Annotated in this window: 22 protein-coding genes; 15 read left to right on the forward strand and 7 right to left on the reverse strand. The window is 41.7% G+C overall.

Translation table 11 applies throughout. From position 1 onward, the window contains the following. Positions 1-429 (reverse strand): VOC family protein, encoded by a 429-nt coding sequence (locus BM176_RS11120; RefSeq protein ID WP_090102833.1) that lies wholly within the window; start codon positions 427-429, stop codon positions 1-3. Between the two features lie 562 nt (positions 430-991). Between BM176_RS11120 and BM176_RS11125 the strand changes: the two genes are divergently transcribed. Further along, positions 992-4,159, forward strand: a complete 3,168-nt coding sequence (locus tag BM176_RS11125) for an RICIN domain-containing protein (RefSeq protein WP_090102835.1) — start codon at positions 992-994, stop codon at positions 4,157-4,159. Between the two features lie 126 nt (positions 4,160-4,285). Here the strand turns inward: BM176_RS11125 and BM176_RS11130 are convergent, their stop codons facing one another. From BM176_RS11130 to BM176_RS11140, 3 genes are read right to left on the reverse strand one after another with little or no spacing between them, the layout of a single operon-like run. Next, on the reverse strand, positions 4,286-5,053 hold the full coding sequence (locus BM176_RS11130) for an ABC transporter permease (protein WP_090102837.1): 768 nt from the start codon (positions 5,051-5,053) through the stop codon (positions 4,286-4,288). Then, positions 5,054-5,818, reverse strand: coding sequence for an ABC transporter ATP-binding protein (locus tag BM176_RS11135; protein ID WP_090103377.1), 765 nt, complete (start codon positions 5,816-5,818; stop codon positions 5,054-5,056). Positions 5,819-5,828: 10 nt separating this feature from the next. Further along, positions 5,829-6,773, reverse strand: a complete 945-nt coding sequence (locus tag BM176_RS11140; RefSeq protein ID WP_090102839.1) for a pentapeptide repeat-containing protein — start codon at positions 6,771-6,773, stop codon at positions 5,829-5,831. 391 nt (positions 6,774-7,164) lie between these two features. Here BM176_RS11140 and BM176_RS11145 point away from each other — a divergent pair, with 391 nt between their 5' ends. Continuing rightward, positions 7,165-7,521 carry a VOC family protein gene (locus BM176_RS11145; RefSeq protein WP_255373499.1) on the forward strand — a complete coding sequence of 119 codons (357 nt, stop codon included), beginning with the start codon at positions 7,165-7,167 and terminating at the stop codon, positions 7,519-7,521. An 81-nt stretch (positions 7,522-7,602) separates the two neighbouring features. On the opposite strand, the gene BM176_RS11150 is transcribed toward BM176_RS11145, so the two are convergent. Next, entirely contained in the window at positions 7,603-8,625 is a 1,023-nt protein-coding gene (locus tag BM176_RS11150) for an LLM class flavin-dependent oxidoreductase (protein ID WP_090102844.1), read from the reverse strand. Positions 8,626-9,058: 433 nt separating this feature from the next. On the opposite strand from BM176_RS11150, the gene BM176_RS11155 reads away from it, so the two are divergent. Then, positions 9,059-9,511: a VOC family protein gene (locus tag BM176_RS11155; RefSeq protein ID WP_090102846.1), complete on the forward strand. Its 453-nt coding sequence runs from the start codon at positions 9,059-9,061 to the stop codon at positions 9,509-9,511. A gap of 94 nt (positions 9,512-9,605) precedes the next feature. On the opposite strand, the gene BM176_RS11160 is transcribed toward BM176_RS11155, so the two are convergent. Both BM176_RS11160 and BM176_RS11165 read right to left on the reverse strand, forming a co-directional pair. Continuing rightward, positions 9,606-10,100: an SRPBCC family protein gene (locus tag BM176_RS11160; RefSeq protein WP_090102847.1), complete on the reverse strand. Its 495-nt coding sequence runs from the start codon at positions 10,098-10,100 to the stop codon at positions 9,606-9,608. Positions 10,101-10,571: 471 nt separating this feature from the next. Continuing rightward, positions 10,572-10,760 (reverse strand): hypothetical protein, encoded by a 189-nt coding sequence (locus tag BM176_RS11165; RefSeq protein ID WP_143097783.1) that lies wholly within the window; start codon positions 10,758-10,760, stop codon positions 10,572-10,574. Between the two features lie 116 nt (positions 10,761-10,876). Here BM176_RS11165 and BM176_RS11170 point away from each other — a divergent pair, with 116 nt between their 5' ends. From BM176_RS11170 to BM176_RS33110, 12 genes are all read left to right on the forward strand, one after another. Beyond that, positions 10,877-11,884 carry an SDR family NAD(P)-dependent oxidoreductase gene (locus BM176_RS11170; RefSeq protein ID WP_090102851.1) on the forward strand — a complete coding sequence of 336 codons (1,008 nt, stop codon included), beginning with the start codon at positions 10,877-10,879 and terminating at the stop codon, positions 11,882-11,884. A gap of 76 nt (positions 11,885-11,960) precedes the next feature. Further along, the gene (locus BM176_RS11175; protein WP_090102853.1) at positions 11,961-12,773 is read left to right on the forward strand and encodes a helix-turn-helix domain-containing protein; all 813 of its coding nucleotides are present in this window, start codon (positions 11,961-11,963) and stop codon (positions 12,771-12,773) included. A gap of 222 nt (positions 12,774-12,995) precedes the next feature. Next, a complete protein-coding gene (gene galA, locus BM176_RS11180) occupies positions 12,996-15,848 on the forward strand; it encodes a beta-galactosidase GalA (protein WP_090102855.1) in 2,853 nt (950 codons plus the stop codon). Positions 15,849-15,962: 114 nt separating this feature from the next. Then, positions 15,963-16,541: a Crp/Fnr family transcriptional regulator gene (locus BM176_RS11185; protein ID WP_090102856.1), complete on the forward strand. Its 579-nt coding sequence runs from the start codon at positions 15,963-15,965 to the stop codon at positions 16,539-16,541. Between the two features lie 76 nt (positions 16,542-16,617). After that, the gene (locus BM176_RS11190; RefSeq protein WP_090102857.1) at positions 16,618-17,505 is read left to right on the forward strand and encodes an SDR family oxidoreductase; all 888 of its coding nucleotides are present in this window, start codon (positions 16,618-16,620) and stop codon (positions 17,503-17,505) included. A gap of 343 nt (positions 17,506-17,848) precedes the next feature. Further along, on the forward strand, positions 17,849-18,331 hold the full coding sequence (locus BM176_RS11195) for a YdeI/OmpD-associated family protein (protein WP_090102859.1): 483 nt from the start codon (positions 17,849-17,851) through the stop codon (positions 18,329-18,331). A gap of 3 nt (positions 18,332-18,334) precedes the next feature. Beyond that, positions 18,335-18,889: a DUF6597 domain-containing transcriptional factor gene (locus BM176_RS11200; protein ID WP_090102860.1), complete on the forward strand. Its 555-nt coding sequence runs from the start codon at positions 18,335-18,337 to the stop codon at positions 18,887-18,889. A 362-nt stretch (positions 18,890-19,251) separates the two neighbouring features. Beyond that, positions 19,252-20,385, forward strand: a complete 1,134-nt coding sequence (locus BM176_RS11210) for an epoxide hydrolase family protein (RefSeq protein ID WP_090102864.1) — start codon at positions 19,252-19,254, stop codon at positions 20,383-20,385. 340 nt (positions 20,386-20,725) lie between these two features. Then, a complete protein-coding gene (locus BM176_RS11215) occupies positions 20,726-22,159 on the forward strand; it encodes an AAA family ATPase (protein ID WP_090102866.1) in 1,434 nt (477 codons plus the stop codon). A gap of 223 nt (positions 22,160-22,382) precedes the next feature. Further along, positions 22,383-23,183, forward strand: coding sequence for an SDR family NAD(P)-dependent oxidoreductase (locus BM176_RS11220; RefSeq protein WP_090102868.1), 801 nt, complete (start codon positions 22,383-22,385; stop codon positions 23,181-23,183). Positions 23,184-23,196: 13 nt separating this feature from the next. Next, a complete protein-coding gene (locus tag BM176_RS11225) occupies positions 23,197-24,108 on the forward strand; it encodes a helix-turn-helix domain-containing protein (RefSeq protein WP_090102870.1) in 912 nt (303 codons plus the stop codon). A 120-nt stretch (positions 24,109-24,228) separates the two neighbouring features. Next, positions 24,229-24,471: a helix-turn-helix transcriptional regulator gene (locus tag BM176_RS33110; RefSeq protein WP_090102871.1), complete on the forward strand. Its 243-nt coding sequence runs from the start codon at positions 24,229-24,231 to the stop codon at positions 24,469-24,471. Positions 24,472-24,474 lie beyond the last annotated feature (3 nt).

Consider the following 24,474-nt stretch of genomic DNA (forward strand, 5'->3'; position numbering starts at 1 on the left):
TTAACCTTTTGTATTGATTTGATTGAGTATTTCCAGGTAATGTACATTGGTCATTATCCCCAGGATATTCCCAAAGGGGTCAATTACGGAAGCAGTAACAAATGCTCCTTTTCCTCCGCTATGGTCAGTGATTGGCTGATACAGCGTTGCTCCTACAGCAATCAGCTTGTCAAGCGTTTCTTTTAGATCATCAACGTGCCAGTAAGCTATAGCACCTGCAGGATTATTTGCTGAACCTTTAGGAGCATAAGTGCTGTCAATTATACCCAGTTCATGTTGATAGTCTCCAATACGAAACTCCGTATACCCGGGAACATTAAAATAAGGTTCAACTCCTAATAACTCACTATACCATTTTTTCGCAGCGTCAAGATCTGTTGCATAGAAACTAACGGTTGCCAGACCGCGTAAGATTGGTGATTTTTCCATTTTCTGTTGTTTTAGGTAATTGTTTAAACAAAGGTAAATGGGGGTAGTGACAACCCTGTGTCAGGGGTGATAAGATTATTTTCAATATTTCAGCCCTATAAGCAGCATAGTCATTACAATATATGTTTCACTGATCTCGAAATACTCCATTGCCTCATAGCAGTTAAAAGTATGTTTTTTACCCTGAAACCTGTCAGTTACCTATTAGATTTTTCGGTACAAGCCTCTATATAAAACATTGATTATAAAATATATAATTCTAAACCCAGTTAGATTTTTTTATCGGCAGAGGCTATTTCAGCCTATCTTATTCAATTAATCATTTACTTTGATCTATCGCTTAAAACATCATAACCCGAGTTGGCCTATAATGAAATTTCCGTTTTTATGTTCATTAACCAGATTGTTAAGCCCAAAAAAATTCTATGATTAATACCCTATTACTAAACAATTAACCCAAGCCTAAAAGTTTATGAAAAAATCTCCAGAGTCAAAACCCAAACAATGATTACTGATTGTAAGACTATAAATCCGATTTGTCAATTCTCTCAAAATAAAACCTATGAAAAAACTATTTTTTTATTTATTGATTCTCTGTCTTAGCACGTTTGATACCTATGCTCAAACCCTTAGAACTTTTTATGTTGATTTCGGACCCAATGATGTTACCAATGGTAACATCACCATCAGTCCCGACATAAATGGCAATTACTGGAACAATGTTACGAATACCAGCACAACGGCCCCTTCGGTATATCTGTTAACAAGCAGGAACGCATCGTCCGGTGCATTAATAAACATTACTTCCGGGTTTAGCTCAAACGGTATTAATAATGGCGGTTTATTAGCACCTAATGCGGCACTCTTAAAGGATTTTGCGATTAATACAGCTACGCAGGATTATTTTCATACTGAAAATACCGCGGCTTTTATAATAAAGGGTTTGGATGTTAGCAAGGGGTATGTTTTTAATTTTTTTGCTACCCGGAATGATCCTGAGGTACGCAAGTCAAATTATACACTTGCTGGTAAAACCACCTATAGCGCCACACTTCAAACCTCCGGAACGAATTTAGGAGGAACAGGGTACAATGGTAATAACAGTACTATTTTAATTACGGGTACTATTGCCCCCGATGCAAAGGGCCAGATAGCCATTACTGTAAAAAGGGAACTTGGTAGTTTCGCCTATATTGGTGCGCTGAAAATTGAGGAAGTCAGGCTGCCTGTTACTGCTTTAAAAACAGTGTATATTGATTTTGGACCGAATGATGTAGTCAATGGAAATACTACCACCAGTCCCGATAAGAATGGCAATTACTGGAACAATGTAACCAATATCAATACCTCAGCCCCTCAGGTAAATCTGGTAGATAAAGCGAATGCACTTACCGGGGCGTATATTAAAATCACTTCAGGGTTTCTTTCCAATGGTATTCAAAACGGAGGTTTATTATCACCAGATGCTGGTTTATTAGGTGATTTTGCTATTCCTACAGCTACACAGGATTATTTTCACACAACCGCATCTTCCACTCTTTCTATAAGAGGTTTAGATAAAACAAAAGGCTACGTTTTTAATTTGTTTGGAAGTCGAAATGACCCCGAGAAACGAATCACCACGTATTCACTGACGGGCACTACATTCTACAACGGAACTTTGCAAACCTCCGGAACCGATTTGGGAGGAACAGGTTATCATGGCAATACGAAAACCATTCTGACTTCAGATATCATCATACCTGATGATAATGGTCAGATAAATCTTACAGTCACCAAAACTGAAGGATCGTTCGGCTATCTGGGAGTGATGAAAATGAATCAGGTTGATCCTGTTGCTTTTGAGCCTTATTGTACTACAAAGGATATTAGTCGCATAGCCATTATGGGATCTTCTGTTCCGTCAGGAACAGGTGCCACTAACAATCAGGGATATGCGCAATTATATGCCCAACTGCTTACTACCCGGGCAAACAGCGGTGTGGGTCAACCATGGAATGTGTCGAATATTTCAATCGGTGGTAACAACACCATTAGTGTTATAAACCGGTGGGATAAAGACTTATTACCACTCTGCAGCAAATATGTAATTTATGCACTTTCATTAGGAAATGAAGGTATTACTTCAGGCGGACAGGCAACATTCAACCAGTTCAGAGATAACTTGCAATTGCTTATAAATAAAGCAAGACAACAGGGTATTGAACCCATTATAACCAATTGTTACAGCCGTGAAGACTACGGACCTACGGAATACAATTATATTAAGCAGATGAATTTACTGATTCATTCCTGGAATGTGGCTAGTGTAAATTTGTTAGGAGCGCTGGACAATGGAGCGGGCAAATGGGCTACGGGCTACAAAAGTGACGATCTGCATCCCAACGATGCCGGGCATCTTGAGTTTGAGTATGCAATTGTCCCTTCGTTGTTCGATGCCTTAAAAGCAGGAAAATCCCAGCCCTACAAGGTGGACGGTACATCGTTAAGCTTAAGCCCGGCCAGCGGTTATAAGCTTCAGATTAAGCCGGAAGAAATCCTTCATTCCTTTACCCTTTCTTATGATATACAAACTTCATCTACAGGGCAGGTGGCAGAGATAAGTACGGCTGCAGGGCTGAATAAATTAGTTATCAATGCTTCAGGTAAAATGGATTATTCGTCGGCCTCTTCAACCGGCATTCCAGGACTTACTGTTCTTAACGACAATCAATGGCATAAAGTAACGCTAACGCATTATTATGCTATGGGTAAAACATTATTGTATATCGATAAGGTACTACAAGGCTCCATAGCTGAAAAAATTGTTACCACCACCTTCGACTTAAATGGATCAAATGCCCCGGCGGCAAATTACAGAACCTTACTCTTCTATCGTTCTGCTATGGCTGCCGAAGAAATAAACGCAATGGTTGATGCTAATCTACTGAAATCAAGTCTCGAAATTTATTCACCGCTTGATGGTGCTAATGTATTTAGTGCAGATCCCATCGTAAACCTGGCACAGAGTACAAATAAGGTAAGGAAAGTGAATCTTATTTCAGGTACATATTACCTCCAAAACCGTTTCAGCAATTTGTACATGGATGTTGATGATAATCTGATTACGCAGGATGGTGCCAATATCCAGCAATGGGGCTTTATGGGTACAACCAATCAGCAATTTACGTTTACTCATTTAGGTAATGATGTCTATAAAATTATCTGCGTCAAATCCGGAAAATCGATTGATGTATCCGAAGTCAGTACTGCAGATGGTGCCAATGTACAACAATGGGGTTATGGCAGTGGAGCAAATCAACAATTTTCAATGGTGCCTGTTGATAACGATTATTATAAAATAGTAGCAAAACACAGTGGTAAACTTGTTGAGGTTTCCGACTACAGTACTGTTAATGGAGGGAATGTTCAGCAATGGACGGATGTTAATCAAATCAGCGGTCAGTGGAAATTAGTTCGACTGAGTGCAGCGATGCCGGCCACAATTGGTAGCATCACGAAAAGAGATGATATAGCCGGTATTTCAGTATATCCTAACCCGGCCATGACCACACTTTACGTAGGTGGAGTTAAGAACTTTGTAAATATTGAAGTATATAATAGTTCAGGTCAATTGCAGATATCATCCTTTGGAACATCTATCGCGGTTGACCAGCTGAAGACCGGTATGTATTTCGTAAAACTGAAATCAAAGGGAATACATCAGGTGTTAAAATTTATCAAGCAATAATCTCAATTTATATAAATTGAAAATGGGAATAATTAAGCATAATCCTGCTTAATTATTCCCATTTTATCTGACGGGCAAAAGCTTTGGAATTTTGTCATTTTGTACCACCTCAATAAAAACAATCTCTTACCCCCGTTTTTTATACACCCTCATCGCAAAGGTATAAGCTATGAGCATAATCCCTGCGCACCATGCAAGCGCAATCCATATTTCATTGCCTACCGGCTGATTTGACAGTAACGCGCGTACGGCTTCCACAATCGAAGTTACCGGTTGATTTTCGGCAAAAGCGCGAACAGGCCCCGGCATGGACTTCGTTGGCACAAACGCCGAGCTTATTAACGGCAGGAAGTGAATTGGATAGGCAATTACACCTGCTCCATCCACCGATTTTGCGGACAATCCGGCAATCGCGGCAATCCATGTCAAGGCCAGTGTGAACAGTGCAAGTATACCGGCCACGGCAAACCATGACAAGACTCCTGCCGGTGAACGGAAGCCCATGATGAGCGCTACGAGAATAATTACGACAAGCGAAATCGCATTGGATACCAACGAGGTCAGCGCGTGTCCCCATATCGCGGCCGAGCGCGCAATCGGCATCGAATGGAAGCGCTCGAATATTCCCCGTTGTACATCGTTAAACAGGCGGTAAGATGTATAACCCACGCTATTGGCAATGGCAATTAGCAGTATACCAGGCAATAGGTAATTCACATAATTATCCGTGCCGGTTTGAATTGCACCACCTAACACATAGACGAATAACAGCATCATCGCAATAGGCATGATGGTTACCGTAATGATGGTATCCATGCTGCGAAAAATATGGCGCATGGAACGTCCAAGCATCACGCCCATATCCATAAAAAAATAGTTCTTTATCGTTTCCATTTACTTATCCTCCTTTTTTTTGCCAACAATCGCAAGAAATATCTCCTCCAGTGTTGGCTGTTTTTCAATGTATTCAACTTTTGCGGGCGGGAACAGCTTTTTCAGCTCCTCGAGCGTGCCGCTTACAATAATCCTGCCCTCGTGCAGAATGGCAATCCTATCGGCTAGCTGTTCAGCTTCTTCCAGATACTGGGTGGTCAGGAATACAGTCGTGCCGTTATCAGCAAGCTCTCTGACAATCTTCCAAACCTCAATACGAGCCTCTGGGTCAAGACCGGTGGTTGGCTCATCAAGGAAAATAAGCGGCGATTTTCCAACAAGGCTCATGGCAATATCAAGTCTGCGGCGCATGCCACCGGAATAAGCAGAAGCCTTGCGGTCGGCAGCGTCGGTCAAACCGAAGCGTTTAAGCAAATCGTCCGTAACCTGATGTGGATTGCTAAGGTGCCGCAACCTGGCGATCATAATAAGATTTTCACGCCCGGTCAGAATCTCGTCTACAGCTACAAACTGCCCGGTAAGACTGATCGACTGTCGCACGCTGTCGGGTTTCGACAACACATCGAATCCGTTTACGGTAACGTTCCCACTGTCTTGTTTCAGTAACGTGGTAAGGATTTTAACAATTGTTGTCTTACCTGACCCGTTGGAGCCGAGCAGGGCGAAAATACTACCTTGTTCCACCTCGAAATTTACGTCCCTCAGGACATGAAGCTGCCTATAGGACTTTTGCAGTCCATTCACTTTAATTGAATTGTTTTGCATGATTTCCTCTTTATATAGTTGTAACTTTTGATAAATCAGCCCCCATGCCTTTGAGTACGGCATAAGTCAGCTTATCCATCATCGCTCCGTCAAAGCAGATGGTTTTGAGAGCACGGTAATATTTATTGGTCAGGGCAAACGTCGGACGGAATGATACATTTTTAAGTGTTGCGCCATTAAACGTAGCTTCGTTCAGCGCTGCTTTGTCAAACTTGACGCCAATAAAGGTTTGCCCGTCAAGGCATAGCCCCCGTAAATCGGAATACTTAAAGTCCACACCATTAAAGATGCAGTTTTTAAAGATCGTTTTTCTAAGGTCGGTCTTGGTCAGCTTTACGTCGATAAGTTCTGTACTGGTAAATTTTGCCCCGGTCAACTCCGACGCGCTGAATTCGGTGCGTACAAGAATGGTCTTGTTGAAGCTTGCGTCCGTAAGAGAATTGGCAGACAGGGTGCAGTCCGTAAGATTGGCACCGTCGAAATTGGCTTCACGTACATCGCTACCCGTAAACGAGCTGCCAGTCAGGTCCGCACCCGCAAAGTCGGAACCGCGTAATGCACTCCCATTAAATTTCCTTTTATGCGCGGTAACACCCGCGAAGTCACTCTTTGAAAGGTTACTCCCACTGAAGTTCGTATGCATCTGCCGCTCTGGCGAGCGGGAAAGGTTTTCCACCTCCGGTTCCGTATGTTCAATGTCGCTATTACTGTCAATAGTCATCTTAACAGCCGTTTCACCGTCTGTGGATTGGAAGTTTTCCGAGAAATAGTTAAGGTCAACACCTAAAATTTCCGCCAGCCTGTTAATAGTAACGATGTCCGGAACTGATTCTCCGCGTTCCCATTTTCCAACTGCCTGCGGGCTAATAAATAGAAGTCGGGCAAGTTCCGCCTGAGACATGTTTTTCTCTTTTCGAGCTTTGGCAATTTTGCTGCCAATCATTTTAGTATCCATATCTATTGTCTTTTTGTTTCATTTTTACGACACTACAAAGTTATTCTGGCTTGTTCCAAAATCAATAAAAATGCAGAACCTTTTAGTTGTGATTACACTACTTACCGTTGTTATTAACAACCTGTAGTAGTATTTTGACTCAAATACTAAATTGCACTATCCATTTTGGAGAAAGGAGGAGGTAGAGGGATGGGAAACGAATATCCTCTTTATAGGAAGTCCAGGCATTTATAGCACAAGCTGGTCACTAATTCCAAAGCAAGTACTTTTGAAAAATTGCTACTTCATGGTATGGATGATCTCTTATCTACCTTTATGAATCGGAACTCAATTTGAAGAATTAGAGGTACTAAAAAGCCTTCAAACCGTCTTTCTCGAACTCGGATTCGAGCTGGAGGGTGAAACGACCGTTGGGGGCTCCCCGGTAGATCGTCTTATTGGCCTTCAGAACGTCCATGCCACCCTCGTGCTGATGCGCACTCCGGACGGCCACGGACGGATTGAGCTGGACAAATTCCACACACCGGAAGCGATCAGAACCGGACCCGAGAAGGTTCCGGTGAATGAACCCGGGATCAGGCGCATCATGCTCACCGTCGATTATATCGATGAAATGGTTGCACGCCTGCTTGCTCACGGCGCTGAACTGGTCGGCGAAGTGGTGCAATACGGGGACACGTATCGACTCGCATACCTCCGTGGTCCCGAGGGCATCATCGTCGGATTAGCCGAGCAGCTCAAGTTATAAATCGGTTACTGATTTCAAACTTTCTCAATTTGCATCAAGGCTTACCATTAAAGAAGTTTGTAAAACTATCTGTACAAAAAATTAACGCCAACCTAACCCGGGAGCAACATGCTTCAGAATAGACGACAGGATGTGTATATTGTAGTCAACTCCTAACGTATTAGGTATAGTCAAAAGAAGGGTATCAGCTTCCTGAATGGCTTCGTCCTGAGCTAACTCTTTAATGAGCTGATCAGGTTCTCCAGCATAACTTCTTCCGAAAATGGCGCGTTTGTCACTTTCAATAAAACCAATTTTGTCGACTCTATTGGTTTCCTGCCCAAAGAAATGTCTGTCCTGATCAGTTATCAGTGCAAAGATGGACCGGCTCACTGAAACCCTTGGCTCGCGCTGATGCCCTGCTTTTTTCCATGCTTCTTTGTACAACCGGATCTGTTCTGCTTGTTGTACATGGAATGGCTTGCCGCTTTCGTCGAACTTCAAGGTCGAACTTTGCAGGTGCATTCCGTTTTCGGCTGCCCAAATAGCTGTAGCATTAGAAGCTGCTCCCCACCAAATACGTTCCCGCAATCCCTCGGAATGAGGTTCCAATCGTAACAAGCCCGGTGGATTAGGAAACATTGGGTAAGGGTTTGGCTGTGCAAATCCAACACCTTTGAGTTTATCCAAAAATTGCAACGCTTTCCTGCGTCCCATGTCTGCATCTGTTTCTCCTTCAGCTGGTTCATGCTCAAAATAACGCCAACCATCGATTACCTGTTCAGGCGAACCTCTACTGATTCCGAGTTGTAATCGCCCGCCTGAAATCAAATCGGTGGCACCTGCGTCTTCCACCATATAGAGGGGATTTTCATAGCGCATGTCAATAACACCCGTTCCTATCTCTATGTTGCTTGTTTTGGCACCGATGGCGGAAAGCAAAGGGAATGGGGATGCTAACTGAGCTGCAAAATGATGTACCCGGAAATATGCACCGTCTAAACCGATTTCTTCAGCAGCGACAGCCAGGTCAATGGATTGAAGCAGTGTGTCACTTGCGGTGCGGGTTTGATAGCCTGGATGATTAGACCAATGTCCGAATGATAAAAATCCTATTTTCTTCATACGTCTCTTTTCAATTGTAAAATAGCCTTTACAAAGATAGATATTATATCATTGCTTGGTACCAGGAGAAGATTGGGACTCTAGGACAAAGCAACAAAGTGAAACGGAGTATAGAAACGAATTGAGTTTTTTAAACGTCAAAAAAACAGAAAAGGTTAGAACCAAGCCCCCAATATAGGTTTTATCTCAAGTGGGGGCAGAGACGCATACTTTACCTGTAAATCATTGATCGGAAGTGGACTGGACAACTTTCAAACTTCCAACTATATTGCCATTAACCTACTTTAGTAAGGCATCTATTTACTATTTTCGTATCTGAAAACAAAAAAAGTGGATAACATACAAGTTTGGCGTATCCGCAAAGTAGACACTTGAACTTAATCGAAGGAAGCTGATGTAGTGATTATGACTTTTCTTATAAGGAAATGAAACTATGACAAAAAATAATTTACGACGAATGGATAATGTCGGCATCGTGGTAGAATCCCTCGATGAGGCCATCTCTTTTTTCACCGAACTTGGCCTGAAACTCGAAGGACGAGCCACAGTCGAAGGAGAATGGGCTGGACGTGTCACTGGTCTAGGTTCCCAGCGCGTCGAGATCGCGATGATGGTTACCCCCGATGGTCACAGCCGTCTCGAAATTTCGAGATTTCTTACCCCGGCGGTAGTCTCCGATCACCGAAACGCGCCGGTAAATGCTCTCGGCTACCTGCGCGTCATGTTTACCGTTGAGGACATCGACGATACGCTCACCAGGCTCAGTAAGCGCGGTGCGCAGCTCGTCGGGGAAGTAGTTCAATACCAAGACGTTTATCGGCTCTGCTACATCCGCGGCCCCGAAGGGCTTCTCATCGGGCTGGCAGAACAACTCAATAATAAATAAGTAGCGGATGTTTTATAGATATTCCTGAGGAAACTCCAGCGTTAAATTGCATTGCCTTCTTAAAGAAGATGCAATTTTATGTCTTAGATTATTCTCAATTATTAATCATAATACCAAGCTTATCATCTTTATTTCTTAAATCAAGCCCACCTTCAATAACAGATTTAAAATTGGTTAAATAAAATGTCCAACCATTTGAGCAACCCAATCGTACAAATTGTTTAGAGTTATTATCTTCCGGAATATTATGATGTATCAGAGTTATAATAGTGAATTCTCCATTTTCTTCAAGTTTAACATCAACTAAACATTCGCCTTCAAAAGTAAACTGAAGGAAATCTTTACCATTTACACTAGTGATTTTACCAAGCATTGGTTCTTCATATAAGTACCAGTACCATTCATAGCTAAGTCCCTGCTCAATATTGTTACCACGGTTAAATATCGCTTTGTCAGCATCATAGAATATAACCTTTTCTAGAAACCAGGATTCAAGCTCTTGTGGTTTTGTCCACGCATCATAAACTTCCCCTAAACTTGCTTTAACAGCTATTTTTTTTGTAAATGATTTCCAATTGAAATTTTCCATAGTTGTGTTATTATATTAACTCCTAAATAAACCTTTGAAGAACTTATCCCAGCGGGCCCATACTGTAAAAGTGGTAAACAAAGTTATCAATGCACTCAATTGTGCAGAAGCTTACCATGTCCGTGAAGCCTCGAATTCCGGATGTAATCTATGACAGAAAACCGACTTATTTCGACCCCATACAATAAATTTCATTTATACATCCTTCTCATTTTGTAATGCTAGTTTATTAAAATCCATTATTTAAAATCTCCACTCAGAAATATCGAATCTTATCATTAACGCTTGATCAAGTTTAGTCAAGGTAGTTAGTAATGTAAACGCATCCGGAGGATAGGTACATTTCATTTCTTTTTCAAACCAACGAATCAGATCTGGTGTCTTCATTGGAGCAATCATATCAGTAAAAGAGACATTCATAATCCTAAAGTAATAAAATATACAATACGTATATATACCTGCTATCCTTTATTAAACCTCTTTGTGAATGAAAAAGAAATCTATATTATTTCTCCTGACCCTTTTTTTTACCCCCATTTCTTTTGCAAAGAGCAAGAGCGGATCTGAAATTATGACCTCAATTAGCTTTATATTGAACAGGAGTATTTCAGGGTTTGTAGTAACAAACCTTGCCAGTCTCGAAGCCCTTAATTCTGGCATTTTCAGGTGAATACGACTACATGCAACACGGCCTTTTAAACAAAGCATATTAGGCCTTTTAAACAAAGTCACCTAAAAAGCGGTGCCATACTTTTGTATCAACAAAACGAAATTAAATGATACAGAACAACTATCAGGGAGCATTTCAGTATCCAATTGGCACGGGCTTTAACGCCCAATCAACAACTACAGATGTTATAAAAGGTATTGATCTCACAGGGAAAATTGCTATTGTAACTGGTGGTAACACTGGTATCGGCCTGGAAACAACAAAGGCACTTGCTGTTGCTGGCGCCACCGTAATCGTTCCGGCGCGAGATCTGGAAAAGGCAAGGAGAAATTTACAAGGTATTGCAAACGTAGAGATCGAAGCAATGGACATCATGGATCCTGCTTCAATAGATACTTTTTCAGAAAAATTCCTCTCATCATGTAGACCCTTACACCTGTTGATCAACAATGCGGGCATCATGTGGGTGCCACTGCGTAAGGACCAACGTGGTTTCGAGTCTCAACTGGCCACAAATTATATCGGACAATTTCACCTGGTAGCTAAGCTCTGGCCCGCGCTCAAACAGGCAAATGGTGCGAGAGTGATCAACGTTTCCTCACTCGGCCACCACATAGCTCCATTCAACTTTGATGACCCGAATTTTGAGCATTGCGAATATGATACACTGACAGCCTATGGTCAATCCAAAACTGCCAGCAATCTTTTCGCCATGGAACTGGACAATCGTGCAAAAGGTTATAACGTAAGGGCCTACTCAGTACATCCAGGGTCAATAGCTGGTACAGAATTGGGACGGGAAGCGTCTGTTGAACTGTTTCAGAAAATGGGTTTCCTGGATGAATCCGGGAATATGCGACCCGAAATTTTAGCGACGCTAAAAACCATACCACAGGGCGCCGCTACCACTGTATGGGCTGCTACCAGTTCGGAGCTCGGCAACATTGGAGGTGTCTATTGTGAGGATGGTGATATCGCCGAATTGTTATCCACGCCTGCCAACGCTAAACTACATCAGAGTGGCGTACAACAATATTCACTGGACGAGAACAGTGCAAAGCGCCTCTGGACAATGACAGAAAAGATGACAGGCCTTCAATTCATGATCAATTAAAGCCGTAACAACCCGCAGCAAATAGTAATAGTTTCTCTTAAATTTGTAATAGCTGCCAGGCTAATACTATATCAATATGGAATATCAGGCAAAATATATTACCGAAGATATCAAACTGTCCTGCTACCAGGACAAGTTCTTTAAATCGGACATCATGTTTGAGCATCACATGCTTATCTGGTTCATTTCCGGTGAAACTAAAATTGTTTGTGCCGAAGGGACATATATGTTCAAAAAGGGAGATGTTTTCTTAATACCAAGAAATCAGCTGGCCACTATAATCAATTACCCTACGGATGGCCTGCCACATAAAACTGTGGTAATGCATCTGACTACCGAATGGCTTCGAAACTTCTATACTAAACTCAATGTCAAGCCAACTAAAGAGAATACTCAAACAATAAAACATTATACTAATCATCCGTTACTGGAAAGTTGTCTGTCTTCTCTGATCCCCTATTTTGAGATGAGAGATTTACCTAAAGACATTGCCAATCTAAAAATTACCGAAGCTGTCACCATACTACGTTCAATAGATATTGAAATCGACAATATCCTCGCCAGTTTTGAGGAACCTGGCAAAATAGATCTGGCAGACTATATGGAAAAGAATTTTATGTTCAACATGCCTCTGGAGAAGTTTGGCTATCTTACAGGAAGGAGTCTCACTACGTTTAAAAGAGATTTCGAAAAGGTTTTTGCTACTACGCCGCAACGATGGTTGACTAAAAAACGCCTGGATCTGGCGCATTATCAGTTCGTCGAAAAAAAGAGAAAGCCCATCGAAGTTTGCTATGAAGTTGGCTTTGAAAACCTATCTCATTTTTCTTTCGCATTCAAAAAGAAATTTGGTTACACGCCTACAGAATTAATATCGTCCAGAAGTTAGAACTATCTGGAAGCGGAATTATCAAGACCCCTCACAGTCAAAATCATTCAATGAATACTTACTTTTTGCTTTGCACCAATTTTACATATTGATACTATTTTAGCAAAATGTGCTCAAATTATTTCATAGGGTACATTTTTTTAGATAGCTGTGTTTTTAACATTTATTTTTAGCCGCATATTATAAGGCCCAAGCCGAAAATTAGTACTTATTAAATTCCATATGAAAACATTATACCTTTTGCTGCTGATATTTATTTGTCCGTTAATTGTAGTCGCACAAACGACCGGCAGCACGCAAAAATCAAGAGATCATATTTGTATAGATACCGGCTGGCGGTTCGCCTATGGCCATCCGTTTGATGCTGCCAAAGATTTTAACAACGGCACTGGCTATTTCTCTTATTTTGCCAAAGCAGGCTACGGCGATGGTGCCGCCGCCGCTGATTTTGACGACAGGCCCTGGCGCAAGCTTGATTTGCCGCACGACTGGGCGGTCGAACTGGGTTTTAGCGAAAAGGCCAGTTTTAGCCATGGTTTTAAAGCACTGGGCCGAAACTTTCCTGAGAGCAGTGTGGGCTGGTATCGCAAAAAATTTACAATAGCAAAGCAGGATTACGGTCAACATATCAGCATCGCTTTTGATGGTGTTTTCCGTAACTCTACCGTTTGGGTAAACGGGCATTACCTGGGCACCGAGCTCAGTGGCTACAACGATTTTGAATATGATATTACGCAGCTTTTAAACTACGGCGGCGATAATACCATTGCCGTAAGGGTAGACGCCACAATGGAAGAGGGCTGGTTTTATGAAGGAGCCGGCATTTACAGACATGTGTGGCTAAATATAACATCGCCTCTGCATGTTGCTTCCAATGGCACATTTGTGAGCAGCAGTGTTAACAATGGTATGGCGCAGTTAACGGTTAAAACCAATATAAGCAATTACGATACTAAGGCAGATAGCTTTGCCATTATACAAAAAGTTTACGACCGGCAAGGGCATTTGCTGGCAAAGAAGCAAACAGACGGTAATGCCCTGCAACCTTTTAAAACCGGCGAATACAACAGCGAACTGGAAATATTGCATCCTAAATTATGGTCAGTTGATACACCTTACCTGCATCGTTTAGTTACCACTATTTTGGTAAATAATGTGCCTGTTGATGAATATGTAACACGCTTTGGCATCCGAACATTGCATTTTGATGCCAATAGCGGTTTTTACCTGAACGGCAAACGGCTGGAAATAAAAGGTACCAATAACCACCAGGAACACGCGGGTGTAGGTACGGCAATGCCCGACGAATTGCAATATTTCAGGATTGCCCGGTTAAAGGAAATGGGCAGCAATGCGTATCGCTGCTCACACAACCCGCCCGCACCCGAATTATTGGACGCCTGCGATAGTTTGGGCATGCTGGTTATTGACGAAAACCGCCTGATGGGTATGGATGATTACCACCTGAGCAATTTAAAAAAGATGATTGACCGCGACCGCAACCACCCAAGTGTGATCAGTTGGTCGGTTGGGAATGAGGAATGGGGGATTGAAAACTCAGAGACGGGCGCACGTATTGCATCAACCATGCAGGCCTTTGTAAAAAGCCTGGATACCACCCGGGCAGTAACCGCAGCCTTTAGCGGCGGCTGGGGGAAGGGCTTATCAGCTGTGATGGATTTAATAGGCTTTAACTACATAGCACAGGAAAACCCAGATGCGCAGCACCAGAAATATCCTGAACAAAAAGGCTGGGGTACGGAGGAAGGATCTACTTTTGCTACCCGCGGTGTTTATTTTAATAACGATTCACTCCACTATAAATCGGCTTATGATGCCAAGCCCAGGCCCAATGCCTATAGCATTGAAGAGGGTTGGAATTATTATGCCAAACGGCCGTTTTTAGCAGGCATGTTCATCTGGACAGGCTTTGATTACCGTGGCGAGCCTACCCCCTATACCTGGCCATCTATTGGATCATATTTTGGGATGCTCGATCAGTGCGGTTTTCCCAAGGACGATGCCTGGTACCTGCAGGCCTGGTGGGGCAGCAAGCCGGTGCTGCACCTTTTGCCTCACTGGAACTGGAAAGGCAAAGAGAACCAACCTATAAATGTATGGGCCTACAGTAACTGTGATGAAGTGGAATTATTTTTAAACGGCAAAACCCAGGGCAAAAAAACAATGGCCAAAAACGGGCACCTGGAGTGGACCGTTCCCTACACCCCCGGTACGCTAAAGGCCATTGGCTACACTAGTGGTAAACAGGTATTAACCGAAGCAGTACAAACTACCGATGCCCCGCAAGCCATCGCCCTTGAAGCCCATAAAAACGCCCTGAAAGCCGATGGACAGGATATCGCTGTAATTAAAGTGAGCCTGCTGGATAAAAAGGGACTGCCCGTACCTGATGCCGGCAACGAAGTGGATTTTAAGCTGGAAGGCCCCGGCAGGATCATTGGAGTAGGCAACGGCAATCCCACCTCGCTAGAACCCGATAAATACCTGGAAACGATTGTAAATATGCCTGTTGAGGACTTGAAAGAGTTGCCTATACCAGACACCATCCGCAAAAACGAAACGGCCGAAACCTTTGACGATAGCGGTTGGAAAAAGGCGTTTACAAATATTGGCGATACCAGCGTAAAAGCCTGGGCTTATCGCGGCAGCATTAATCTAACCGATGATATGATACGTTTCCCGCTTACGTTTTTTTATAAGAGTATCGGCCGTAAGCAATCGGTATATTTCAATGGCCATTTGTTAGCTGCTAATGTTGATTATCATAAAGATCAGGATGTCTTCACTATTAATAAAGCGTTTTTAAATCCGGGCAAAAACAGCATTGTGATTGTTGCCCTGCCCATTAAAAAGGAAAACGCCTGGGATACCCCTAACCAGGACCCCGGCGTAATTCAGTTTAAGGCCCCCGCCGCCACCTGGAAAAGAAAGTTATTTAATGGCTTTGCCCAGGTTATTGTCCAGTCGGACGGAAGCAATACGGGGAACATCACCTTAACTGCTACTTCGGCTGGATTAAAGGAGAAAAAGCTTATTATTAACGCCAGTAAATAGTAACCGGAGGATGTTGGGCCCTGCTGACACAGTATGATTCCCCAATACTGAAACTGTCAAGTTCTTGCGGATCAATTTGAATATCTGCCATAGTAGCATTAATTTTACTAGCGTATGACTTCCGGATTTGAAATATATTGTCACTCACATACCAATCTCAGTGATGAAGAAATAGAAAGGATAGTATCGACAGCTATTCCCGGATCTCTTCAACGCAATGAGAGCCTGTTACAACAGGGGCAGGTATGCCGGCACAAAACATTCATTTTGAAAGGGTTATTGCGTACTTATGGTATAGCAGAAGATGGTAGCGAATATATCCTGCAGTTCTCTACCGACAATAGCTGGACATTAGACGCGGAGAGTTATCACCTCCAATCGGCTTCTCAATTTAATATTACCGCAATAGAGCGTACGGAAGTATTGCAATGGACCAGAGCTGATTTTGATCGTTTGTTAACAGATATTCCGGCACTGAATATCTATTCCCTGCAGTTGATCACCCGTACTACTTATACCGGCCGGCAGCGCCTGTTTACCACCCTCAGCGCATCGCCGGAAGAAAAATATGAAGATTTTGTCCGCACTTACCCTGACTTGCTGGCAAGACTTCCCCTGCACATGATCGCTGCTTATCTTGGCATTTCCCTGAAAACCCTTACCCGCATCCGCCATTCACAATTACACCGGTAACTAAAATATGGTCAAATGACCACATTTTCGACAAAGCGTTGATCCAATTTTGTATCAACAATTAAATCATTCATTTATGCGGGTATTTGTTACAGGAGCTTCAGGGTTTGTAGGCTCCGCTATTGTTAAAGAACTCTTGCAGGCAGGCCACCAGGTACTTGGGTTGGTCCGCTCGGACAGTGCTGCTGAAGCATTGATCAAAGCCGGTGCAGAAGTGCATCACGGCAACATTAATGATCTGGAAAGTATAAAAAAATGTGCTGCACAATGCGATGCTGTTATTCATACAGCTTTTAATCATGATTTCACCCGTTATAAAGCCAATTGTGAAGATGACCGGCAGGTAATACTGGCATTGGGTGAGGCTCTCGCCAGTTCTGATCGCCCACTGGTGGTTACATCCGGAATAGGCTTGCTAAACTATGGCAGACCGGTGACAGAAAACGATACGCCCCCTCCTTCTGATAAGGTACCACGGGCAGCTTCAGAAGAAGCGGCTAAAGTTATGGCAGAACAGGGTGTAAACACTTATATCGTAAGACTGCCACCATCGGTTCATGGCCAGGGTGATCACGGTTTTATTCCGTTACTTATCGGTACCTCCAAAGAAAAGGGGCAATCTGCTTATCTTGGTGAAGGCAATAACCATTGGCCAGCAGTGCACCGTTTTGATGCAGCTGTTTTGTACCGGCTGATTGTAGAAAAGCAACCTGCACAAAAGGTTTTCCATGCCGTAGCCGAAGAAGGTATACCCTTCCGTCAGATTGCCACCACTATCGGGCAAGGATTACACTTACCAACTGTAAGCATAGATGTTCAGAATGCCGAAGCACATTTCGGCTGGTTTCAATATTTTGCCGGAATAGATTGTCCTGCATCAAGTGAGCAAAGTCGTACAATCTTAGGCTGGGAGCCAGCACAAACCGGATTACTCGAAAACATGGTTGCGGGAGGTTATTTCTAATTAGCCATAAATTGACAAAGTCCATTGATGCCTTAAGTATCAATGGACTTTGTTAATCATTCAACGATCGTAACTGCGCTATTTCTCTTTTAAGTGTTTTACTATAACTACCACATCTACATCATGCTGAAAACTCTTCTCACTCCTAAAGTTGCCTTGTAGCTCATTCCAATCAAGGTGAACTCACAAAAATTCCACATTTTTTGATAAAGCGGGTAGTCATTGAACGCATCATGTGTTAGGAATCTCCAACTTTGGACCTGACAGCACTGGCGTTAACGGACAAATAAAGTATATTTAGGATTCAAGCGACCAGAAACATATATCCATCGAAATTGTAACCATGTTCAAATTTAAAGCTGACATAGCCATTATTGGAATAAATCCATATGTTGTTGTTCCGGAAAATATTCTGACTAAAATTTTTGAACAAGCTGGTAAAAGTAAGGGCCCCATTCCGATTAGCGGAACGATCAATAAACAGCCTTACAAACAAACGTTGGTAAAATATAGTGGTCTCTGGCGTTTGTATATCAACACAACTATGCTTAAAAATTCTCCTGATAGAAGTGGAGAAACAATTGATGTCACTATTGGGTTTGATACGTCGGACAGAACGATCATGCCACATCCAAAGTTAATGGAGGTACTTGATAAAAATGCAGAAGCTAAGGCGATTTTCGACAGCTTAAGTCCATCTTTGAGAAAAGAGATCGTACGATATATTTCTTTTCTCAAAACAGCAGAAAGTGTTGATAAGAATGTAATAAAAGCAATTGATTTTTTACTGGGCAAGGGAAAATTTGTTGGCAGAAATCATCCATAAATTATGAAGTTCCATAAACATATACCGGCCTACCCTTTATCTGAGTACATTCAACATATCGTGTATGTTAGTGGTTCAAACTCCTCCATCCCATATATTAAAGAGCTTCCGGATAAAGGTGTAAATCTGGTCATTGAGCTGCAGGAAAAAACCATTAATACCGCATTCCTGGACTCTGATCTGAAAGAGAAAAAGGTTATGAAAAATGCGTGGATATCAGGTCTGCAAGCACAGGCTATTTTATATCAAAACAAACAGGATTCCAGTATTCTCAGTGTACGCTTCACAACGGGCGGTTTTTATGCCCTTACAAAGATTCCTATAACAGCCATACATCCTGTTTGTCTGGAGGCCGAATTACTTTTAGGTAATTCCTTTAAGAACTTATACCAAAAACTTATCAATACAAATGATGTTCTACAGTTGTTTGGACATATTGAAACCTACTTTCTGCAATACACCAGCGATCTCCGTTTTGAAGATTCTCTAGTGAAATTTATTGATAAGAACATTGAAAAACCCATTGACTGGTTAATAAAGAAATCCGGTTATTCCTAAAAACATGTCATACACCTCGTCAAACAACATACTGGTTTTTCACCCAAATATCTGCAAAGGCTCCATAGGTTTCAAAGAGTAATCAAGGACATTCAAACCTTTAGGGGGAAGACAGACTGGTTGGCACTTGTTAATGAGTATGATTACTATGATCAGGCGCATTTTGTCAAAGAATTTACACAGTTTACCGGCATCAAACCAACGCAATATTTAATATCACAAATGGAAATGCAAGAAAATCATCTTGTTGCAGATATGATTTTACAACCTCCCGCTAATCCTTAGATTATGAGCAGGTAAATTTTTTACAATGGGGTTAGGTGGCGGTCAGCTAAATTTGTGTAAACAAAAAAATAACCCAGATGATACCTTTTAAAATAGAAGTACCACAGGAAGTATTGAACGATCTATCTCTAAGATTAAAACAGACGCGCTGGACAGATGAACCAGAAAACGCCGGCTGGAATTATGGTATTAACCCAACCTATTTACGTGAACTGGTAGATCATTGGCAGAATAAGTACGATTGGAGAACACAGGAAACCTATCTGAATAAATTACCTCAGTTTAAAACAGAAATAGATGGTATTACCGTGCATTTTATATATGTTAAAGGAAAATCTAAGAATGCCAAACCACTGATCTTAACGCATGGCTGGCCCGATAGCTTCTACAGGTTTCATAAAGTAATCCCTATGCTTACTGATCCCGAAAGCTATGGCGGCAATGCAGATCAGGCTTTTGATCTTGTCATTCCCTCAATACCGGGGTTTGGTTTTTCGGATAAAGTTCCCCAAAGTAGTGACCAAACTGCCCGTTTATGGGCCAGGCTGATGACGGAGGTATTAGGATACCAAACGTTCTTTGCCGCAGGAGGAGATATTGGTTCTACAATCAGCAAGTCATTGGCCAATCAGTATCCTTCACAGGTTTCTGCTATTCATATAACGGATGTTGGCTATCCAAACGGACAGGAAGATTGGTCAACGATGTCAGCGCCGGAGCAGGAGTTTGGCCGCTTTATTCAACAATGGTTCTTTGCTGAAGGAGCTTTCAACCTTATTCAAACTACAAAGCCTCAAACATTAGGTTATGGCTTAAATGATTCCCCTGTGGGATTAGCAGCCTGGATAATTGAGAAGTTCCATGGCTGGTCCGGCAAACCTGAAAATATGGACGATCACTACACGAAAGATGAACTGATCACTAATATCATGATATATTGGATTACGCAAACCATTAATACCTCTATCCGTACATACGCCGAGGAAGGTAAAGTAGCCTGGACAGCAGGACTTAAATCGGAAATGAAGGTCGAAGTTCCTACCGGCGTATCCTTGTTCCCGGGAGAAGCACCTTTTCCAATAGAATGGGTCAACAGGAAAGTGAATGTGCAACGATTTAATGTCATCGAAAAAGGCAGTCATTTTGCTGCGTTGGCTGTGCCTGATCTATATGCAAAAGAACTTAGAGATTTCTTTCATAACAGATCCTGAATGGGCATCTATATGAATTGAAAGAATGAGTGATTGGTGATACAGAATCACTCATTCTTTTTTGTTGAGCGACAATAAGCTAGCTTTTTTGTAAATAGAAAACCATAATAAAGAATAGCTCCACGATTAAAAAATTCTGCAATTCGAGAATAGTTTACAAAAGTGAGATATCCCACTGATTTAAATAATAAAAGCGGCCATAACATATTAAATAAATCAAGTTGTGGCCGCTTTTAATTTTTATATCCGGCCACAACTATGTATATTTATGCAGTTATGGCCGGATATAATATATTAAAATAGCCGGACTTAAGCCCTTTCATCAATAAAAAGTTTTGGAATGAAACCATTTATTGGCCGCATAGACGAAAAGAAGATATTGGAAAAAGCTTTACTGTCGGGTGAAGCAGAATTGATTGCAATTTATGGACGCCGCAGGGTTGGTAAAACATACCTGATAAGGCAAGTCTTTAAAAGTAACATAATATTGGAATTCTCCGGAGTGCATAATGCTACTTTAAAACAACAGCTGGTCAACTTCAGAAATAAATTGGCCGAAGTCATGAACATACAGATAGCACCAGAAGTGCCAGTTGGCTGGGCAGAAGCATTTGAGTTACTTAGAAAATATGCAGAGCCTTTACTGAAGAAACGCAAATGTGTTATTTTTCTTGACGAATTCCCTTGGCTAAATACACCGAAATCAGGTTTTTTAGCAGCATTTGAATATTTCTGGAATTCATGGGGGACTAAACAGGATAACCTGATACTGACCATCTGCGGATCGGCTGCTTCATGGATGATCCAAAAAGTAGTGAACAATAAAGGAGGGCTTCATAATAGGATAACCAAAAAAATCCGTCTTCTACCTTTTACACTTGCGGAAACCAAAGAATATTTAGAGAGCAAAAACATCAAACTGGATCTTTACCAAATTGTTCAATTGTATATGGCAATGGGCGGAATCCCTCATTATTTGAAGGAGGTCGCGCCCGGACTAAGCGCAGCGCAGAATATTGACACACTGTGTTTTACAAAGGATGGTATGTTAAAGGATGAGTTTAATAATCTGTATCAATCACTCTTTGCTGAAGCGGATAAACATATTTCTGTAGTTAAAGCGTTGGCCACTAAACAAGCTGGCTTGACCCGTAAAGAGATCATTGCAGCTTGTGGGTTATCCAGCGGCGGAAGAGCAACTTTACTTATAGATGAACTCCTGGAATCCGGGTTTATTATCGCTTATATTCCCTACGAGAAAAATGTAAGGGATAGCATTTATAAGTTGAGTGATGAATACTCAATATTTTATTTGAAATATATAGAAAACAGCCGGGCAACCGGAGCTGGTACATGGATGAAACTATCAGCTAACCCCACCTGGAAAAGCTGGAGTGGAATGGCATTTGAGAGTATTTGTCTCAAACATACACATGAAATAAAGGTGGCTTTGGGGATTTCGGGCGTTTATACTGAAGAATCCATATGGAGACTCATACCTGGAAAAAATATGCCGGGAGCTCAAATTGATCTGTTATTGGATAGAAATGATTTTTGCATTAGTATTTGTGAAATGAAGTTCTCCACTTCTGAATTTTCTATCGATAAAGATTATGCAATAGAGCTGAAAAATAAAATGGATATATTCTCGCAAAAAACAAAAACAAGAAAAACATTATTTCTGGTTATGGTAACTACTTTCGGGACTAAACAAAATATACATAAGACAGGCCTGGTTCAAAATGATGTTACTCTGGAAGATCTATTCAAATAGATTGTGGTCTTAATCCAGATTCCGGATCATTGGGCAGATAATATTTTAAACCCGTAATATCAAACCCCAAACAAAAGGCTTCAAATCTTTCGACTTGAAGCCTTTAAAACTTGCGGAGAGCAGGTTACAACTTACCCAACCCGACATTTACATACAAACAACCGCCTTTTGGATACTGATAGGCGCATAAGACTTAATAACTTTGTCTTATTAAAATAAGACTATGAAGATCTCGTTAATAACTGGTGCATCTGGTGGCATCGGTAGGGCTTTTGCGGAACGGTTGGCAGCAGAAAAGCACAACCTGGTATTGATTGCCCGCTCCGAACAAAAATTAAAAACATTATGCCAGCAGTTAAGTAGCCAGTACAATATTTTGGCAGATTATATTGTAGCTGACCTGTCAAAACCAGGAAGCGATCAGATCATTGCTGATGAAGTAGATAAAAGAAATTTTGAAGTGAATTGGCTGATCAATAATGCTGGCGGTGGTTCAGGGGGAGACCTTCTGGAATATAGCCTGGAGGATTACCAAAATATGATGCTATTGAATATGAACGCCATGGTTGCCTTAACATACAGGTTTTTGCCGCAAATGCGAACATCAAAAAGCGGAACTATCATCAATGTAGGCTCGATGGCAAGCTTTAGCCCTATACCATATATGAATGTGTATGCCGCAACAAAAGGTTTTGTAAAATATTTCACACAGGCTTTGTGGGAGGAGAACAGGTTATATGGAATTAGAACAATGCTATTGTGCCCCGGAGCTACGGAGACCGGTTTTTTTGTTGCTGCGAAGATTGGAGAGGACAGAAAAGGCAGCTTTTCGACAAAAAAGCTGGAAACACCAGAGCAAGTTGTGGCTTCCGCTATAAATGGATTACGCCAAAATAAAATAATAACCATCAGCGGTCTTCACAACAAGATAGCCAGGTTCGCCACCGCTTTACTTCCAGCCCGTTTAGGATTGAAATTATTTGGTAATATGATGAGGAAAAACCTTAAATTAAATAGTCATTAAAAAAGGGATGACCATGAGTCTTACAGACATATTGCATATCAAAAACCTGCATCAATATTATACCGCAGTGGGTCTCGGCAAACCCAGCCATCCCCTGATCAGTATATACAATTTTCGAGACATGCCGGCAATAAGTGTGGAAGCCGGAATTAAATTTACATTGGGTTTCTATGTTATTACCATTAAATATAAATGCAACTGTAAATCAACTTATGGGCAAACGACCTACGATTATGATGAAGGTATTATGGGATTTTTCGGACCTAATCAGGTAATAGGTATAGATACGGAGATTCTTCCGCCTGGGAATGGCTGGTGTCTCACATTTCATCCCGATTTTTTACAGGGTTATGATTTGGGTAAAAAAATAAAAAACTATCATTTCTTCAATTACAGCGTGAGCGAAGCATTGATTCTTTCAGAAGATGAAGAACGTGATATGGAAGAATTGTTTCAAAAGATCAAAAAGGAAACCGGGCGGCCAATCGATAATTTTAGCCAGGATATACTCGTAGCGCAACTGGAACTGCTACTAACATTCAGTAATCGTTATTATAACAGGCAGTTCATCACCCGCAAACCGATCAATAATCAATTGCTGACACGTTTTGAAACGCTGCTTAATGATCATTTTGAAATTGGTGGCCGAAATGAAGCACTGCCGACTGTCTCCTATTTTGCTGAAAAGCTTCATCTTTCCAGTAAATATTTAAGCGATATGCTTAAACAGTTGACAGGACTTACGGCGCAGCAGCATATCCATGAAAAGATTATCGAGATAGCTAAACAGCAATTGTCAACTACTAATCTAACGGTCAGTGAGATTGCCTATCGGCTTGGATTCAATTATTCTCAGTCGTTCAACAAGTTCTTTAAAGTTAAAACCACACAAACCCCGCTGGCATTCCGGGCGCTCTTCAATTAAAGACTCTGCTGTAGCTGCTTTCTGCACAAAACCTGAACCGGTCCCCTTCTCCACTTAAACTATACCCTTTGAGGTATAATCACAATATTTACAGTTATTTTATACCCTAAAAGGTATAATATGGCCCTTTTGTCAAAAACTATTAAGGCTAAGCGAAAAGAGAACGGTTTGACTCAGGAGGACCTTTCTTTGAAGTCAGGCCTGGGATTACGCCTTATCCGGGAAATTGAGCAAGGCAAAACATCCATGCATATGGACAAGGTTAATCAGTTGCTAAGCTTATTTGGGATGGAACTCGTACCGGCCCCAATAATCCAGAAGGCATTAATGGTGAATTTTTTTCAAAATAATTCCACGTCGTAAAAC

Source organism: Chitinophaga sp. CF118 (assembly GCF_900112615.1).
GTDB lineage: Bacteria > Bacteroidota > Bacteroidia > Chitinophagales > Chitinophagaceae > Chitinophaga.

What these genes read in the sequence shown, in the direction of transcription:
- BM176_RS11120 (WP_090102833.1), bottom strand. Translation starts at nt 429, where the DNA reads ATGGAAAAATCACCAATCTTACGCGGTCTGGCAACCGTTAGTTTCTAT.
- BM176_RS11125 (WP_090102835.1), top strand. Translation starts at nt 992, where the DNA reads ATGAAAAAACTATTTTTTTATTTATTGATTCTCTGTCTTAGCACGTTT.
- BM176_RS11130 (WP_090102837.1), bottom strand. Translation starts at nt 5,053, where the DNA reads ATGGAAACGATAAAGAACTATTTTTTTATGGATATGGGCGTGATGCTT.
- BM176_RS11135 (WP_090103377.1), bottom strand. Translation starts at nt 5,818, where the DNA reads ATGCAAAACAATTCAATTAAAGTGAATGGACTGCAAAAGTCCTATAGG.
- BM176_RS11140 (WP_090102839.1), bottom strand. Translation starts at nt 6,773, where the DNA reads ATGGATACTAAAATGATTGGCAGCAAAATTGCCAAAGCTCGAAAAGAG.
- BM176_RS11150 (WP_090102844.1), bottom strand. Translation starts at nt 8,625, where the DNA reads ATGAAGAAAATAGGATTTTTATCATTCGGACATTGGTCTAATCATCCA.
- BM176_RS11155 (WP_090102846.1), top strand. Translation starts at nt 9,059, where the DNA reads ATGACAAAAAATAATTTACGACGAATGGATAATGTCGGCATCGTGGTA.
- BM176_RS11160 (WP_090102847.1), bottom strand. Translation starts at nt 10,100, where the DNA reads ATGGAAAATTTCAATTGGAAATCATTTACAAAAAAAATAGCTGTTAAA.
- BM176_RS11165 (WP_143097783.1), bottom strand. Translation starts at nt 10,760, where the DNA reads ATGCCAGAATTAAGGGCTTCGAGACTGGCAAGGTTTGTTACTACAAAC.
- BM176_RS11170 (WP_090102851.1), top strand. Translation starts at nt 10,877, where the DNA reads ATGATACAGAACAACTATCAGGGAGCATTTCAGTATCCAATTGGCACG.
- BM176_RS11175 (WP_090102853.1), top strand. Translation starts at nt 11,961, where the DNA reads ATGGAATATCAGGCAAAATATATTACCGAAGATATCAAACTGTCCTGC.
- galA (WP_090102855.1), top strand. Translation starts at nt 12,996, where the DNA reads ATGAAAACATTATACCTTTTGCTGCTGATATTTATTTGTCCGTTAATT.
- BM176_RS11185 (WP_090102856.1), top strand. Translation starts at nt 15,963, where the DNA reads ATGACTTCCGGATTTGAAATATATTGTCACTCACATACCAATCTCAGT.
- BM176_RS11190 (WP_090102857.1), top strand. Translation starts at nt 16,618, where the DNA reads ATGCGGGTATTTGTTACAGGAGCTTCAGGGTTTGTAGGCTCCGCTATT.
- BM176_RS11195 (WP_090102859.1), top strand. Translation starts at nt 17,849, where the DNA reads ATGTTCAAATTTAAAGCTGACATAGCCATTATTGGAATAAATCCATAT.
- BM176_RS11200 (WP_090102860.1), top strand. Translation starts at nt 18,335, where the DNA reads ATGAAGTTCCATAAACATATACCGGCCTACCCTTTATCTGAGTACATT.
- BM176_RS11210 (WP_090102864.1), top strand. Translation starts at nt 19,252, where the DNA reads ATGATACCTTTTAAAATAGAAGTACCACAGGAAGTATTGAACGATCTA.
- BM176_RS11215 (WP_090102866.1), top strand. Translation starts at nt 20,726, where the DNA reads ATGAAACCATTTATTGGCCGCATAGACGAAAAGAAGATATTGGAAAAA.
- BM176_RS11220 (WP_090102868.1), top strand. Translation starts at nt 22,383, where the DNA reads ATGAAGATCTCGTTAATAACTGGTGCATCTGGTGGCATCGGTAGGGCT.
- BM176_RS11225 (WP_090102870.1), top strand. Translation starts at nt 23,197, where the DNA reads ATGAGTCTTACAGACATATTGCATATCAAAAACCTGCATCAATATTAT.
- BM176_RS33110 (WP_090102871.1), top strand. Translation starts at nt 24,229, where the DNA reads ATGGCCCTTTTGTCAAAAACTATTAAGGCTAAGCGAAAAGAGAACGGT.